Origin of the sequence: Nocardioides sp. R-C-SC26, assembly GCF_021246465.1 — a bacterium.
In the GTDB taxonomy this organism is placed as follows: domain Bacteria; phylum Actinomycetota; class Actinomycetes; order Propionibacteriales; family Nocardioidaceae; genus Nocardioides.
In genome coordinates, this window is the sequence record NZ_JAHRHK010000016.1 from 1 (window position 1) to 15,481 (window position 15,481).

Here is a 15,481-nt window from a genome sequence, read left to right on the forward strand (position 1 = left end):
TGTCCCGGTGGTCGAGGAGTCCGCTCCGCGCCCGTCTCGAGACTCGGCGTGGCCTGCTCGGTCGCCACCGCAGGCGCCGCCACCGGTGGCGGCACGGGCGCTCCGCCGGGGGTGCCCAGCACAGCGGCGCGACGCTCGATGCGGTCGAGCCGCGCCATCACGCCGTCGGCGGTGTGGTCGGCTCCGGGCAGCAGCACGCGGGCGCAGATGAGTTCGAGGAGCAGCCGGGGCGCGGTGGCCCCGCGCATCTCGGTGAGCCCGGCGGCGACCAGGTCGGCGGCGCGACTCAGCTCGGTGCGGCCGAAACGCGCGGCCTGGGCGACCAGGCGCTCGGCCTGGTCGGCGGCGACGTCGAGCAGACCGGTGGCGGGCGCGTCCGGCACGGCGGCGACGATCACGAGGTCGCGGAGGCGACGCAGGAGGTCCTCGGTGAAGCGGCGCGGGTCCTGGCCGGTCTCGATCACCTTGTCGACCACCCCGAACACGGCGCCGCCGTCACCTGCGGCGAAGGCGTCGACGACCTCGTCCAGGAGGGTGTCGGGGGTGTAGCCGAGCAGGCCGCTGGCCAGGGCGGAGGTGACGCCCTCAGCACCGGCTCCGCCGAGCAGCTGGTCGAGGACGGAGAGGGTGTCGCGCGCCGAGCCGGCGCCGGCTCGGACGACGAGGGGCAGCGCGGCCGGCTCGATGGAGACGCCCTCGCGCTCGCAGAGCTCGGAGAGGTAGGTGGAGAGCAGCCGCGGCGGGATGAGGCGGAAGGGGTAGTGGTGCGTGCGGGAGCGGATGGTCGGGATGACCTTCTCCGGCTCGGTGGTGGCGAAGATGAAGCGCAGGTGAGGAGGGGGCTCCTCGACGAGCTTGAGCAGGGCGTTGAAGCCCTGCGTGGTGACCATGTGGGCCTCGTCGATGATGTAGACCTTGTAACGGCTCTTCACCGGGGCGAAGAACGCCTTCTCCCGCAGGTCGCGCGCGTCGTCGACGCCGCCGTGCGAAGCGGCGTCGATCTCGATGACGTCGATCGAGCCGGGTCCGCCGCGGGCGAGGTCGCGGCAGCTCTCGCACTCGCCGCAGGGGTCGGAGATCGGAGCGCGCTCGCAGTTCAGCGCACGGGCCAGGATGCGCGCCGACGTCGTCTTGCCGCAGCCGCGCGGGCCGGAGAACAAGTAGGCGTGGTTGACCCGGTTGTTGCCGAGGGCCGCGCGCAACGGCTCGGTGACGTGCTCCTGGCCGATGACCTCCGCGAACGTCTCCGGGCGGTACCGGCGGTAGAGAGCGAGCGGGGCGTCCACCCGCCCGACACTAACCAGCCGCGCCGACACCCGGTACCCGAGCCGCAGGTTGGACCGGGACAGAACCCCGTCGCTGCGGCCGGAGACGCAAAGGCCCCCCGTGCACCCGACAGAGCCCACTTACCCTTGCTGCCTTCCGGCCCTGGGGGAGTTGGGTGAGATGCCGCCACACGGGGGGTTGTCCCGAGCATAGGCGATCCGCAGTAGGCCGCCGACGCCGGGCGACGCACCCCGCGCCGCCCGGGGCCCGAGGCGATTCGGACCGCTCCGCCGGCGACCGGTAGGCTCCGCCGCGGAGGTATCGCCTAGTGGCCTATGGCGCTCGCTTGGAAAGCGGGTTGGGTGCAAGCCCTCGGGGGTTCGAATCCCCCTACCTCCGCCATCGAGAGCCCTCGGCGAGCATGTCTCGCGGAGGGCTCTCGGCATTCGGTCGACGTGGCCGCTCGAACCTCAGATCGCCGACGTGCCGACGACACCGAGCAGCTGCAGGCGCTCGTAGCTCTCCGTACCGGGGACGGCGGTGTACACCAGGAGCGCGTGGGACTGGCGCGGGTCCTGCAGGATCTGGCAGTTCACCTCCACCAGCCCGACGGCGGGGTGGCGGTAGCGCTTGACCTCCTCGGGCATCACGCCGACGTGGTGATCGCGCCAGAGGGCAGCGAACTCCTCGCTGCGGCCGAGCAGCGACGTCGCCAACGACGCCGCGCGAGACGACGGGCCTCGCATCGCCGCGATGCTCTGCAGGCCCGAGGCGTAGAAGCGGGAGAGCCGGTCGTGGTCGTCGATCGGATGGAGGTCGCGCGCGCCCGGCGTCGCGAACCAGCGATAGACGATGCTCCGCTCCGGGCCGGTGAACCGGCGAAGATCGCCGACCAGGGCGACGGCGAGCGGCGTCTGACGCAGGGTCTCCCCCAGCTCGGTGACGATCTCGGCCGGCGTGTCGACCAGGCGGTCGAAGATCCGCAGCATGCCCGGGCTGACGTGCTCGCTCTCCGAGCCCCGGCCGGGCGGCGGCAGACCGGCCAGGTGGAAGAGGTGGTCGCGCTCGTCCAACGTGAGGTGGAGGCCCTGGGCGATCGAGCCGACCATCTGCGCCGACGGCCGTGGTCCGCGCTGCTGCTCCAGCCGCGCGTAGTAGTCGGTGGACATGTGGCACAGAGCCGCGACCTCCTCCCGCCGCAGGCCGGCGGTACGACGGCGGCTGCCGCGCGGCAGTCCGACGTCGTCTGGCTGGAGCGCCTCGCGGCGTGCGCGCAGGAACTCCGCCAATCCGGCCCTGTCGGTCATGTGGTTCATCGTCCACGGGATCGACGTCGCCATCCACGGATCAGCAGTCCCTGGATAGCGCTGCGTCGCTCGGCGAGAGTCGAGCCACACGGCAGACGAGCTGCCTGCACCGGAGGGAATCCCCATGGCACACACGGGTCCGACGATCGAACTCCCCGACCTGACCGGTCGGCGCGCCGTCGTCACGGGGGCCACCGACGGCATCGGCCTGATCATCGCGCGTCACCTCGCCGGCGCGGGTGCCGAGGTGCTGCTGCCCGCGCGCAACGCCGCCAAGGGAGCCGCCGCGATCGCCACCATCCGGGAACACCACCCGGAGGCACGACTGGCCCTGCACGAGCTGGATCTCTCCTCACTCGACTCGGTCGAGGCGTTCGCCGCGACGCTCGAGGCCGAGGCCGCACCGATCCACCTGCTGATCAACAACGCCGGCGTGATGACCCCGCCCGATCGCCGCACCACCGCCGACGGATTCGAGCTGCAGTTCGGCACCAACCACCTCGGGCACGTCGCTCTGACCGCCCGCCTCCTGCCTCTGCTGCGCGAGGGTCGGGCACGCGTGACGTCGCAGACCAGCGTCGCCGCGCGTCGCGGCGAGATCGCGTGGAACGACCCCAATAGCGAGCGGGACTACGACGGCATGTCCGCCTACAGCCAGTCCAAGATCGCCTTCGGACTCTTCGCACTCGAGCTCGACCGGCGCAGCCGCGCCGCCGGGTGGGGCATCACCAGCACGCTCAGCCACCCCGGCGTCGCCCCCACCAGTCTGCTCGCCTCCCGGCCGGAGATGGGGCGGACGTCGGACACGGTCGGCGTGCGCGTGATCCGCGTGCTCTCCCGGCTCGGCGTCCTCGCCGGAACGGCGGAGAGCGCCGCGCTGCCCGCCCTCCTGGCGGCGACGATCCCGAACCCACCGACCTCGCCGCCGGTGCTCTTCGGGCCGCGGGGCATCGGCCACACCGCCGGAGGCCCCGGCACGCACCGCCTCTGGAGCCCGCTGACCGACGCGGAGGACGCCGAGCGCGTCTGGGCGCTCGCGACCGAGCTCACCGGCGTCGCCTGGCCCGACTGAGCCCGGCGACGCCGGTGCCTGTCAGCGGCAGGTGATCGCGCGGCCGGTCTGGATCACGGTCGTCACCAGCGTCGGCGTCGGCGCGTGGCCGGCGTCCCCGGCGACGAAGACGCGGGCCGGCGTCCGCGAACCCTTGGCGCGCGGGATGCACGTGGTGCGCAGGTCGACCTGCTTCCTCCAGCGCCGCGCCTCGGCCCGGTTGAAGAGCGGCGCACGCGGGTCGAGCACGTACCGGCCATCGCTCAGGGACGTCGCGCGCGCGGCCGTGCGCCAGGTGCCACGCACCTGGAACTGCAGAACGACCCGCAGCCGCTTGCCCTGCGTGCCCAGGATGCGCTGCACCTCCGAGGTGGCCGCGACGAACGCCCCGTTGTCGTAGCGGTTCGTCACGCGCTGCACGTCCCAGAACGGCTTGTAGGCGGCCGTGCCGACGACCGCGAGCGTGCCGAGGTCGCGGTCGACGAGCTCGTCGTCGTCGGGTTCGTCCTCGGCGACGGTGAAGATCGTCGCGGACGCGAAGTCGCGCACGATCTCGAACTCTCCGTTCGTGCTGCGCTTGAGGTAGCCCGCGGCCTCGCCGGAGAAGACCCCGTCGATGCCGACGTGATAGGTCACGCCGATGCGGTGGTCGCCGGCCGGCAACGGCACCTCGAAGCGCCGCGACGTCGCGGACTCGCGCTCGGCCTCGATCATCGTGACCCCGGAGAAGCCGACCGTCCCGTCGTCGGCGATGTCGAGACAGTCCTCCCGGCAGAAGACGATCTCGTCGCGCTCGGCCCCGTCGTAGGGGTTGGGGAACGTGCCGACGATCTCGGCCGCCGCGGGGAGCTCGTCGAGCGGTCCGGCGTCGGCACGACCCGCACCGGTCACCAGCACGACGGCGACCAGCGCCGTGGCGAGGGAGGTCGGCCACACGAAGCGACGACGAGCGGGGTGGGCGGGAGCCGATCCTGAGCGCAGCATGCCTCCATCTCTGCCCACCTGCGATGCGGTGTCAACCCTGTCCGAGCGCAGCGTCCGCGACGAAGGAGCGGACGCGCAGCGCGAGGAGGTTGACTGCGACCGCCTCAATCGCCGGAGGAGCGGCGGCGCGCGAAGACCGGGCGGACGACGACCGCCGTCACGAGGACGCCGCCGCCGACCAGCCCCCACCAGACGGCGTTCTCGCGAATGCTGCGCAGCCGGTCCGGTTCGACCTCGGGGAGCGCGACCGGGGTGGCGTCCCGCTGGGGCGGTGCCTCGGGTGCATCGACGGCGCGACGCGGGCGCAGGGTGCGGGTCAGCGCCTCGAGGGGCTGGACGACGCCGTGACCCACGAGCCGGTCGGCGGTCACGCCACCCGAGGAGCTGCTGCCCGTGGCCGTGCGGATCAGCCGCGTCGCGATCTGGTCGGGCGTCTCGGTCGGGAATACGGTCCAGAGGAGCGCGATGACGCCCGCCACAACACCGGAGGCGGCGACCGTGCTCGGCAGCGGGAGCAGGCAGGTGCGGCCCGCGAGTCCGTAGGAGACGGCGCCCGCCGACGGCGCCGCGACGTCGATCGCCGAGCTCATGACCACGACGTCGGCAGCGTTGACGTCATCGGAGACCGAGGTGCTGACCGCGATCACCCGCCGGTTCGCCGTGGAGTATGCGGCCGGGAAGACGTCGGTCCCGGCGTCCTCTCCCGGCAGGTACTCCGCGCCCAGGACCGCGCGATCGCCACTGGGGACGACGACGAGCGCACCGGCGGCGGTCACCGCACGCACGGCCCGGCCCAGCTCTCGGCTCCCGCTGATCTGCACGGGGACGACGACGACCCGCACCCCGCGCGGCCCCACCATGCCCACGATCGACCGCAGGCCGGCCGCGACCCCGGCGGCCGTCGGCGTCGCCAGGTCGTCGTTGCGGTCGACCTCGGTGTCGTAGACCCGGACGTCGAGGATCGCGGCGTCGGGTGCCACCCCGACGACCTGACCCTGGCGGCGCGCGCCGGCGATCAGGCCCGCGACGGCCGTGGTCTCGAACGAGACCACCTCGCCGGTGCGGGAGAACGGCGCGATGCGTCGGGTCGCGGTCGAGGGGATGCCGGCCTGCCCGCGGATCCCCGCGCCGACGACGGCGACGGCGACGCCCTCTCCCGGCGCGCGCCCGCTGAGCTCCGCGACCCTGCGATGCGCGTCGGGTATCTGCAGCTCTGCCAACGGCGCACTGGGGTCTGTGCTGGGCTCACCCGGGTCGTCGGCACTCACCTCGGCGCACGGCGAGCCCGGTGCGGCGGAGGCCGGTGGCGCCGACGTCGGGGCCAACGGGAGGGCGAGGCCGAGCAACGCCCCGGCCGTCACCGCGCGACCTCCTACCCGCACGGCTTGGCCTTCGCCTCCGACGTCGGCGGGCAGCGCGCGGCGTCGACGCTCAGCGGGACGCCGTCGGAGAACAGCTCGATCCACGCGTCGGGCACCACGACCGGCGGCACGGTCGCGTACCCGAGACGGTCCTGCTCCACGGCCGAGCTCACGGGGTAGGCGAACCCGCGGTCGTCGATCAGAGTTCGGCTCGCCGGGCCGACGACGTCCCAGTCGCCGGCGAGCACGAAGGCACCGTGCCCGGACTCGACGACGGGGACCGGCGGGCCGGCGGGCACGTCGACCGCGGACGCCGCCGAACCGGGCGTCGGCGTGCCGAGGACGACGCGTGGCTCGGCACTCTCACCGGTCAGGAGTTGGGCGCAGAGCTCGTCGGGCTGGTCGACGTCGGTCGCGACATCGACCGGCCAGAACGCACCGGGCAACTGGCTGCCGTCGACGATCGTGCCCGGGGGCCGCGCCTGGGCGGCGCGCGGCTCCGGCTGCCGTCCGCGCGGGAAGTCGAGGTTGAGGTAGACCTCGGCGGCGAAGGAGTCGAGCGCGAGGATGTCGTCGGCACGGACGAGGTAGGTCGCGCTGTCGACGGTGATGGTGTCACCCACCCGCACCCGGTCGGGCATGCCCGGCTGACCGCTCACGTCGGAAGGACTGCCGAGATCGGCCGACCTCAGGCCGAAGCTGCTCAGCGTGAGCGGAGCCCCGGCGGGGAACAGCTCGAGCCACTCGTCGGGCACCGGCACCGCAGTGTCGACGCTCGTGCCGGCCACGGCTTGGAGGATGCCGTCGGCGGTGCGGCCCTCGGGCACCGCGTAGGAGTAGGCGCGCGGGCCGGACGCCGCACCCACCGGGGACACGGCGATCAGGAAGAGCTCGTCGGCCTCGCTGCGAACGACGAAGTTGACGCCGTCCAGCGTACGGACGTCGGGTGCGGACGTGACGCTGGCGCGGATGCCGAGCGACGTCGCGCCCGACCGGCCTGTGCACGCCGTCCAGCCGGACTGGAGCAGGTCGGCCGACGCCGGCGGCGTCTCGGGGGCCTGGAGGATGCCGATGCCCTCGCCGCGGTTCTTGCGGGCGATCTCGTCATGGGGCACGACGGTCGGTTGGACGTCGGAGCCGAGCAGCAGCATCGCCGAGGTGATGTTGGCGACCGGGCGCAGCTCGAGGTCGTCGCTGTCCAGCGGAGCGATGTAGACGTAGTCGGCCCCGCTCTCCTTCTCGCTGACGAGCATCTCGGTGTCCCAGTCGATCTCGATCGGCGACTTCAGAACCCGGAGCACCGCGGCACCGGCCACCAGGAGCACGGCGAGGGCGATCCCGCCGATGATCGCCCGACCGGGTCGGCTGGGTTCGACCTCCCGTCCACCGGGCGCGCCGGAGAGGAACGCCGTCACCAGACGCCGGCGGCTGAACGAGTAGGCCTCGACGAGGTCCTTCTTGGTGGCCATCGACGTTCACCCGGTGACGGCGTCGACCAGGCCGGTCGCGAACGCGAGCAGCGGAAGCAACGAGATCAGGGCGACGGTCTCGAGGACATCGCCGAGACGCCCGCGTCGCACGGACGGCGCCGAGGGCGAGAGGGTCGAGACGAGCACGACGGCGCCGACGGCCGCGAGCCCCCCCGCGGCGGTCGGTCGCCACTCCGGCCACTGCGTCAGCACGGAGACCGCGAGCGCGACGAGACCGGCGACGCCGGCACCGATGCCGATCAGCACCTCGGTGCCGGTGCGGTACTGCCGCGTGCGCAGGACGACGACGATGCACCACACGACGCCGAGAAGCGTGCCGGCCAATCCGCGCGCGACCGCGAGGGGGGCGACCGCGATCAGCAGGATGCCCACCGTCGTGGAGATGGCGAGCAGGATCTCGTGGGCGAGCCGGGCGTCGGCGGCGACCCGCGACGGGTCGATGTCGTCGGGGTCGGCGGTGATGTCGGCGGGTGTGTAGAGCTGGTCCACGGTGGTGGCCGTCACGCCGAGAGCAAGCCAGGGGAAGACACTGCCGGCCAGCACCACCAGGGTGGTGACGGCCACGAGGACGACGCCCGCGTCGGCCGAGGTCAGGTGGACGGCGAGTCCCACGGCCCCGGCGACGGCACCGGTCACGGCAGCCGGTAGGAGCAGCACCCGCCCGTCGCCGAGGCCGATGAGGGCGACCGCTCCGACGAGCGCGACCGCGCCACCGACCAGCGCGAGTGGGCGGCCGAGCATGTCCCCGCTCGGTGCGGCCAGGAGCGCCGCCACGGCTGCGTACCCCGCAGCCACCCACGCGACCGTGACCGCAGCGTCACGCTCACGCTGAGCACGGGAGAGCACGATCGCGCCGGCCACGAGTGCGACCGCGCCGACTCCGGCGGCGCTGGCGGCGACCGCCCCGTCGCCGTTGAGCAGCAGAGCCGCCGCGCCCAGTGCCAGCAGGAGCACGGCGGCAGCGAGCGCCGTCCAGCGACCCGAGGCGGGATCCCACGGTTCGAGGTCGTGCTCGACGACGTCGGTCATCGCCTCGACGACGTCGTCGTAGACCACCGGCGGCGCATCGTCGACGCCCGCGGCGACGGTGAGCACCGCGCCGTCGTCGACACCTTGAAGCGTGAGTCCGGAGTCGCCCGCGAGACGACGGCCTTCGGCAGTGACGAGGCGGTACCCGCCGTAGACGATCGCGGAGTCGAGCCGACCGACGCTCCGCGCGAGTTCCGGCAGCAGCTCGGCCACCGGTACGGCGCCGGGGAGCACGAGATCGACGCGACGGGTGCCGGAGGTGATCGTGACACGCACGAGCCCCGATGGGGCGGTACTACGCGTTGCCTGGTGTGCCACCGCGGCGTCCTCTCGGCTGGTGGGGGATCTCAGGGGCCTGGTCGAAGGTTGCTCGAGCGCGAAAGCCCTGCAGTAGACCGTGAAGGGGACCGGCACCCTCCCGAAGTGCCGGTCCCCTCACGTCTGGTGCGGGCTCTGGTGATCAGAGCCCTTCGAAGTGCCCGGCGCCGCGACGGTCGGCCGCCGCGTACTCCGAGTTCGAGTTCGAGACGCCCATCTGGGTCTCGTTGAGCAGGTTCCGCATGTCGGCGATGGCCTGGTCCCACTTGCCCTTGGAGATCCTGTAGGACTCCTGGGCCTGACCGTGCCAGTCGCTCTGCAACGGCTTGAGCTCGGCCTCGAGACGGTTCAACCGGTCGTCGATGTCCTTGATGCTCTGCTGCATGTCGGCGGTCGCCTGCTCCAGCGCCCCGTGGTTGACGAGGATTCCGTCGGTGCTCATGTCTAACTCCCTCAGTTCGTGACTGGGTTATGCGAAGTTCAGGTCGGGGACGCCGCGTCGGCAGCATCCCGAAGTCGCCCGTGATCGAGCGGGGCGACCGGGCCTCAGCCGAGGCGCGAGGTCAGGTTCGCGAAGTTCGAGCCCTGGTCGGAGTCCGTGGCGACGTTGTCGCGCTCGGTCGTGGTCAGCGACTCGGAGAAGCGGTCGAGGGCGTCGACGATCGTCTTCTGCTTCTCGCTCCAGGTCTGGTGCAGCACGAAGAACGCGCGGGCACCGTCGCCGGCCCAGCGTCCCTGCATGCCGGTGATCTGGTTGGTGAGCTTGTTGCTGATGGTGGTGAAGTCGCTACGGGCGTCCGAGACCAGGCCGGCAGCCCGAGTGAGAGTGCCAGATCCCTGGCCGAACTCGGGGGCGTTCGACATGTCGCCTACTCCTCTGGATCGAAGGTCGACGCGCAGTGGAGACCACGCGTTCTGTGGGTTGTCACGACCCGCGATCGGCGTCCGAGCGAAGGTCCGGTGGTGCTGTCGCCTCCTGCCCGGGTGCGGGCCGTACCGGCGACACTGAGGTGCTACCCGGGCCCCTGGGCGATAAACCAATCGGCCATGGCATCTGGGGATTCCGGTTGTTCAGCGACTCCAGATCGTCATGAACAGGCCGCTGGAGACCACCACGGAGCCCAGGGCGAACGCTCCGCACATGTTCTCCAGGACGTCGGCCCGGCGCGACCACCAGGCCGACCGCCATCCGCGCCCGAGCGCGACCGCGGTCACCACCAGGATCGACCCGATCACCACCGCCGCGACTCCGAGCACGGCGATCAGCCGGTCGCTGCCGAACGCCAGCGCGGTGACGACGACGCTGCCGACCGCCACGAGCCCGGCAGTCCGCAGCAGCGCCCGGGCCGCGCGGTGCCGGTAGCTGCGCGCGGTCAGCAACAGGCCGCCGCCGATGCACGTGACGCCGACACGAGCGCCGATGCCGTCGATGCCGTCGCCGGTCTCGCGGAGGAGCAGAGGCACGCACACCACCGTGACGGCGGCGGTCGCGGCCGCTGCCGCCGTCACCAGACGACTGCCGCGGGCGGCGACGAGCTCGACGGCGCTGTCGGGGACGACGATCCGGCCGCGACGTCGCGCCGGGCGTTCGCGGGCAGACCACGCTGTCACGGCGAGACGCTCGAAGTCGATCAGGTACTGGTCGGGTACCTCGATGACCAGCATCGGCACCAGCCGAGCGGCGAAGAGTGCGACGACCGCCAGGATCCCCCACACCGCGCGCGCGTCGAGGCCGATCAGGGCCGCGAGGAACGTCGCGCCGAACACGGCGACGCCGCCGATCACCCACACCCGCAACGCCTCTTCGGCGTCCACGGTCAGCGCTCGTGCGACGGCGGCGGCCAGCGCAGCAGCCAGGGCCGCGATGCCCACCACCGTGGGGAGCCGCTCCGGCGCCGGATCCCACGCGACGACGACGGCGGCGCAGGCAGCGAACGCCGGCACGGTCAGCACCCGATGGGCGCTCAACGGGCCTCCGGGCGCGGCCGCGCCGAGGGCGGAGACGCCGAGGAGGGCGACCACCAGAGCGCCGACGTCGGAGTCGACGCCGGACTCGCCCGCGACGAGCGCGAACCAGCACGCCAGCGCCGCCGCGAGGACCCCCATCGCGCACCACCAGGCCGTGAGGGGTCCGGCGTTCAACGACCGCCGGCGGACGACCCGCTCCAAGCGGCGGGCGCGACGAGCGGTCGCGGGCGTCCCGTCGCCGGCCGCGACCAGGACGGCGCCGGTCCGGAGGTCGAGCTCGGCGAGCGTGCGCCCATCGTCCAGGGGTCGGCCCACGCGGGTGTAGAGACGCGGGACGGCGGGGAGGCTGGCCTCTCGTGAGTACTCCCGCGCGACGTCGCCCACGGCGGCAGCCGACGGAACGACCAGATCGAGCACCCCGGCGGGGCCGTGCACGCTCAGCATCAGCGTGTCCGGCTCGCCGGTCGTGCCCGTGCGCGGCGTCGCTGCGGACGGCGACGTCATGCGCCGCCCCGTCTCGCCAGGTGCGCGCGGGTCATGGGTTCCAGAGTGATCCGCCGACGGCCGCGGCAAACCCCGTGATCGCACCCGGCACCGAGTTCGCGTGCATCGGAGGCGTCCGCCGATGACGACCACGCCGACCCCGACGCCCCCGGCGTCCACGCCGTTGCGTGGCGCGCGCGCCGACCAGCCCGAGATGCCCGGCGGTCGCGTCGTGCTCCAGCCCCCGCCGCAGATCCAGCAGAGCGAGGGAGCGGCGGGCATCGCCATGAACGCGATCCCGATGCTCGGCAGCCTCGGCTCGATCGTGCTGGTCGCCACGATCAGCCAGGGCGGCGGGGTCTCGAGCAGCCGCAGCTTCCTGGCCGCGGGCATGTTCCTCTTCGCCACCCTCGGCTTCATCTTCGTGCAGATCGATCGCCAACGGAAGCAGCGCAACCAGCAGGTCACCGGCTCCCGCACCGAGTACCTGCGCTACCTCGCCGGCGTCCGGTCGATGGCCCGCGACGTGGCCCATCGTCAGCGTCGCGCTCTGCTCTGGCACCACCCCGACCCGACCACCCTGCCGGCCCTGGCCGAGGAGCGCACCCGGCTCTGGGAGCACGGCCCGCAGGACGACGGGTTCCTGCAGGTCCGCTACGGCCGATGCGCCCAGCCGCTCGCGCTCGAGCTCGTGCCGCCCGAGAACGCGCCGATCGACGACGTCGACCCGGCAGCCGCGTCCGCGCTGCACCGGCTGCTCGTCGTCCACCGCACCCAGCCCGACCTGCCCGCCTCCATCGACCTGCGCGCCTTCGACCGCATCGAGGTGTGCGGCGAGGACGAGCACGCCCGGTCGCTCGCGCGCGCCCTGATCTGCTCGGCGACGGCGTTCCAGTCACCCGAGCACCTCGTCGTGGCGGTGCTGAGCCACGAGGAGCACCTGGCGCACTGGGACTGGGTGAAGTGGCTGCCGCACGCCGCGAGCGCCGAACGCAGCGACGCCGTCGGACCGATGCGGATGGTGAGCACGTCGCTGAGCGAGCTCGCGACCCTCCTGCCCCAGGACCTCCACGAGCGGCCGCGATTCGGCGCCGACGACCGCCCGGCGCTGCCGCACCTGCTCCTCGTGCTCGACGGCGTCGAGCTGCCACCGGGCAACCACGTCGTTCCGCCCGACGGGCTGCACGGCGTCACCGTGCTCGATCTGCCGACGCGGTGGATGGAGCTCGAGGACGCCACCCGTCTCCGCCTGCACCTGGGCGAGGTCGTCGACACCGGCGACGCCACCGACCGGGGCATCCCCGTGACCGCGCTGCGGGTACGCGAGGAGCCGGTGCACGCACGCGCCGACCAGTGCGACATCGCGACGGCCGAGGCCTTCGCCCGCCGCCTGACGCCGCTGCACAGCGTCACCGTCGCCGGGCCGATCGACGGCGCCTCGGAGATCAGCGGCCCCGCCGACTTCATGGACCTGCTCGGCCTCGGCGACGTCCACGGCTTCGAGACGGCGGCCGCCTGGCGCTCGCGCCCGTCCCGCGACCGGTTGCGGGTGCCGATCGGGCTCGGCGAGAACGGCGCCGTCGTCCACCTCGACATCAAGGAGTCCGCCCAGCAGGGCATGGGTCCTCACGGGCTGGTGATCGGTGCGACGGGCTCGGGCAAGTCGGAGTTCCTCCGCACGTTGGTGCTGGGCCTGGCCCTCACGCACTCCCCCGAGCAGCTCAACATGGTGCTGGTCGACTTCAAGGGCGGTGCGACCTTCGCCGGCATGTCGACGATGCCGCATGTCTCGGCGGTCATCACCAACCTGGAGAAGGAACTGACGCTCGTCGACCGCATGCAGGACGCGCTGTCCGGTGAGATGGTGCGGCGCCAGGAGCTGCTGCGCGAGGCGGGCAACTACGCCTCGATCCGCGACTATGAGAAGGCTCGTGCCGCCGGCGAGGACCTCGCGCCGATGCCGTCCCTGTTCATCGTCGTCGACGAGTTCTCCGAGATGCTCTCGGCCAAACCGGAGTTCATCGATCTCTTCGTGGCCATCGGACGCCTGGGCCGGTCGCTCGGCCTGCACCTGCTCCTGGCCTCCCAGCGCCTGGAGGAGGGCCGCCTGCGGGGACTGGAGTCGCACCTGTCCTACCGGATCGGCCTGCGCACCTTCAGCGCCCAGGAGTCGCGGGCGGTGCTCGGCGTGCCGGACGCCTACGAGCTCCCCGCCGTCCCTGGCCTGGGCTACCTCAAGCCGGATCCGACCACGCTGACCCGGTTCAAGGCTGCCTACGTGTCCGGCCCGCCCGCCGCCGCCCGGCCGCGGGTCACCCGCGACGAGGGCGGTCACGTGCGCGGCATCCTGCCGTTCTCGATCGCGGAGGTGCAGGCCCTCGACCCCGAGCCGGACGTCGTTACCGGTGAGGTGGTCGAGGACGAGCGCGAGAGCGCATCGTCGGGTTCGCAGGCCGCGTTGCTCGACCTCGCCGTCGACCGCATGGTCGGTCACGGCATGCCCGCCCACCAGGTGTGGCTGCCGCCCCTGGACGAGCCCGACACGCTCGACGCGCTCTTCGGCGACCTGACCGCCGATCCGCAGCTCGGCCTGATCTCACCGCGGTGGCGCGCGATGGGCGGACTGGTCGTCCCCCTCGGCACCGTCGACCGACCGCGCGAACAGCGTCGCGACACCCTCACCGTCGACCTTGCGGGCGCGGCCGGTCACGTCGCGGTCGTGGGCGGCCCGCGCAGCGGGAAGAGCACCCTGCTGCGCACGATCGTGACGAGTCTCGCGCTGACGACGACGCCCGCGGAGTCGCAGTTCTTCGTACTCGACTTCGGCGGTGGCACCTTCGCTCCTCTGACGTCGCTGCCGCACGTCGCCGGGGTCGGAACCCGCTCCGAGCCCGACGTCGTGCGGCGCATCGTGGCCGAGGTGCAGGGCGTGGTGGACCGGCGCGAGGCCTACTTCCGGGCCCAGGGCATCGACTCCATCGAGACCTATCGCAGCCGCCGCGCGCAGGGCCGGGCCGACGACGGGTACGGCGACGTGTACCTCGTCGTCGACCTCTGGAGCACGCTGCGCACCGACTTCGACGACCTCGAGTTCGAGATCCAGCAGCTCGCCTCCCGCGGTCTCACCTTCGGCCTCCACGTGATCGCCTCGACCCAGCGCTGGGCGGACTTCCGCGCCGCGATGCGCGACCTGCTCGGCACGCGGCTGGAGCTGCGCCTCGGTGACGCGCTGGACTCCGAGATCGACCGCAAGGTCGCCCAGCTCGTGCCCGCGGGCCGGCCGGGACGAGGCCTGGTGCCGGGCAAGCTTCACTTCCTCGGCGCGCTCCCGCGCATCGACGGCCACGCCACGGCCGAGAGCCTCGGCGACGGCGTCGATCACCTGGTGAGTCGGGTGTCGGCCGCTTGGCAGGGGCCTGCGGGCCCCAAGCTGCGACTGCTTCCCGAGCGCATCGACCTCGACGCCGTCCGGGCGCAGGACGCGAGCGACGGCACGCCGTCGTCGCGACTGCTGCTGGGTATCAACGAGAAGGAGCTGGCTCCGATCGGGCTCGCTCCCGACACCGAGCCGCACCTGCTGGTGCTGGGCGACGCCAGCTCGGGCAAGAGCACGGTGCTGCGCACGCTCGCCCAGGAGGTGATGCGCACCCACACCCCGGCGCAGGCGCAGATCGTGCTGGTGGACTACAGGCGGTCGCTGCTCGGCGAGGTGCCCGAGGAGTACCTGCTCAACTACCTGACCTCCGCCACGCAGGCCCAGCCGGTGCTGAAGGACCTGGCGGCCTACCTGGAGAGCCGCATCCCCGGGCCGGACGTCACACCCGAGCAACTCCGCGGTCGCTCGTGGTGGACGGGAGCCGAGGTCTTCGTGATCGTCGACGACTACGACCTGGTCGCGACGCAGCAGTCCTCCCCGGTCGCCCAGCTCCAGCCGTTGCTCGCCCAGGCCCGCGACGTCGGGCTGCACGTGATGGTCGCCCGTCGTTCGGGTGGCGCCTCGCGCGCGCTCTACGAGCCGGTGATCCAGAGCCTGCGCGACCTCGCCATGCCCGGCCTGATGCTCTCGGGCAGCCCCGACGAGGGTCCGCTGTTGGGCAACGTCCGACCGGTACCCATGCCGCCGGGCCGAGGGCGACTGATCACCCGCGAGCGCGGCGTCGAGGTCGTGCAGACCGCGTGGTGCGACCCGGCGGTCTGACGCGTCTCAGTGGGTGCGGCAGCTGC

Annotated in this window: 11 protein-coding genes, 1 tRNA gene and 1 other RNA gene; 3 read left to right on the top strand and 10 right to left on the bottom strand. The window is 72.7% G+C overall.

The window, feature by feature from the left end; all coding sequences use genetic code 11:
• Both KSO97_RS14105 and ffs read right to left on the bottom strand, forming a co-directional pair.
• On the bottom strand, nt 1–1,286 hold a 1,286-nt coding region (locus tag KSO97_RS14105), incomplete at its 3' end, for a DNA polymerase III subunit gamma and tau (protein ID WP_232679963.1).
• A gap of 89 nt (nt 1,287–1,375) precedes the next feature.
• Nucleotides 1,376–1,466, bottom strand: an RNA gene (gene ffs, locus KSO97_RS14110) — signal recognition particle sRNA small type.
• 114 nt (nt 1,467–1,580) lie between these two features.
• Between ffs and KSO97_RS14115 the strand changes: the two genes are divergently transcribed.
• Nucleotides 1,581–1,668, top strand: a tRNA-Ser gene (locus KSO97_RS14115).
• Between the two features lie 68 nt (nt 1,669–1,736).
• Here KSO97_RS14115 and KSO97_RS14120 read toward each other — a convergent pair.
• On the bottom strand, nt 1,737–2,573 hold the full coding sequence (locus KSO97_RS14120) for a helix-turn-helix transcriptional regulator (protein ID WP_232679965.1): 837 nt from the start codon (nt 2,571–2,573) through the stop codon (nt 1,737–1,739).
• Nucleotides 2,574–2,697: 124 nt separating this feature from the next.
• Here KSO97_RS14120 and KSO97_RS14125 point away from each other — a divergent pair, with 124 nt between their 5' ends.
• Entirely contained in the window at nt 2,698–3,645 is a 948-nt protein-coding gene (locus tag KSO97_RS14125) for an SDR family oxidoreductase (protein WP_232679967.1), read from the top strand.
• Nucleotides 3,646–3,666: 21 nt separating this feature from the next.
• Here KSO97_RS14125 and KSO97_RS14130 read toward each other — a convergent pair whose 3' ends face one another.
• From KSO97_RS14130 to KSO97_RS14160, 7 genes are all read right to left on the bottom strand, one after another.
• Nucleotides 3,667–4,608: a hypothetical protein gene (locus tag KSO97_RS14130; protein WP_232679973.1), complete on the bottom strand. Its 942-nt coding sequence runs from the start codon at nt 4,606–4,608 to the stop codon at nt 3,667–3,669.
• A gap of 104 nt (nt 4,609–4,712) precedes the next feature.
• Entirely contained in the window at nt 4,713–5,969 is a 1,257-nt protein-coding gene (locus tag KSO97_RS14135) for a S8 family serine peptidase (RefSeq protein WP_232679974.1), read from the bottom strand.
• 11 nt (nt 5,970–5,980) lie between these two features.
• On the bottom strand, nt 5,981–7,438 hold the full coding sequence (locus KSO97_RS14140) for a type VII secretion protein EccB (protein ID WP_232679985.1): 1,458 nt from the start codon (nt 7,436–7,438) through the stop codon (nt 5,981–5,983).
• Between the two features lie 6 nt (nt 7,439–7,444).
• A complete protein-coding gene (gene eccD / locus KSO97_RS14145; RefSeq protein ID WP_232679986.1) occupies nt 7,445–8,764 on the bottom strand; it encodes a type VII secretion integral membrane protein EccD in 1,320 nt (439 codons plus the stop codon).
• A gap of 184 nt (nt 8,765–8,948) precedes the next feature.
• Nucleotides 8,949–9,248: a WXG100 family type VII secretion target gene (locus KSO97_RS14150; protein WP_232679987.1), complete on the bottom strand. Its 300-nt coding sequence runs from the start codon at nt 9,246–9,248 to the stop codon at nt 8,949–8,951.
• Nucleotides 9,249–9,352: 104 nt separating this feature from the next.
• Entirely contained in the window at nt 9,353–9,670 is a 318-nt protein-coding gene (locus KSO97_RS14155; protein ID WP_232679988.1) for a WXG100 family type VII secretion target, read from the bottom strand.
• 207 nt (nt 9,671–9,877) lie between these two features.
• Nucleotides 9,878–11,278, bottom strand: coding sequence for an EsaB/YukD family protein (locus tag KSO97_RS14160; protein WP_232679989.1), 1,401 nt, complete (start codon nt 11,276–11,278; stop codon nt 9,878–9,880).
• A 121-nt stretch (nt 11,279–11,399) separates the two neighbouring features.
• Here KSO97_RS14160 and eccCa point away from each other — a divergent pair, with 121 nt between their 5' ends.
• On the top strand, nt 11,400–15,455 hold the full coding sequence (gene eccCa / locus KSO97_RS14165) for a type VII secretion protein EccCa (protein ID WP_232679990.1): 4,056 nt from the start codon (nt 11,400–11,402) through the stop codon (nt 15,453–15,455).
• Nucleotides 15,456–15,481 lie beyond the last annotated feature (26 nt).

Excerpts from the sequence above, each read along its gene's own strand:
- KSO97_RS14120 (WP_232679965.1), bottom strand. The coding sequence starts at position 2,573 with ATGACCGACAGGGCCGGATTGGCGGAGTTCCTGCGCGCACGCCGCGAG.
- KSO97_RS14125 (WP_232679967.1), top strand. The coding sequence starts at position 2,698 with ATGGCACACACGGGTCCGACGATCGAACTCCCCGACCTGACCGGTCGG.
- KSO97_RS14130 (WP_232679973.1), bottom strand. The coding sequence starts at position 4,608 with ATGCTGCGCTCAGGATCGGCTCCCGCCCACCCCGCTCGTCGTCGCTTC.
- KSO97_RS14140 (WP_232679985.1), bottom strand. The coding sequence starts at position 7,438 with ATGGCCACCAAGAAGGACCTCGTCGAGGCCTACTCGTTCAGCCGCCGG.
- KSO97_RS14150 (WP_232679987.1), bottom strand. The coding sequence starts at position 9,248 with ATGAGCACCGACGGAATCCTCGTCAACCACGGGGCGCTGGAGCAGGCG.
- KSO97_RS14155 (WP_232679988.1), bottom strand. The coding sequence starts at position 9,670 with ATGTCGAACGCCCCCGAGTTCGGCCAGGGATCTGGCACTCTCACTCGG.
- KSO97_RS14160 (WP_232679989.1), bottom strand. The coding sequence starts at position 11,278 with ATGACGTCGCCGTCCGCAGCGACGCCGCGCACGGGCACGACCGGCGAG.
- eccCa (WP_232679990.1), top strand. The coding sequence starts at position 11,400 with ATGACGACCACGCCGACCCCGACGCCCCCGGCGTCCACGCCGTTGCGT.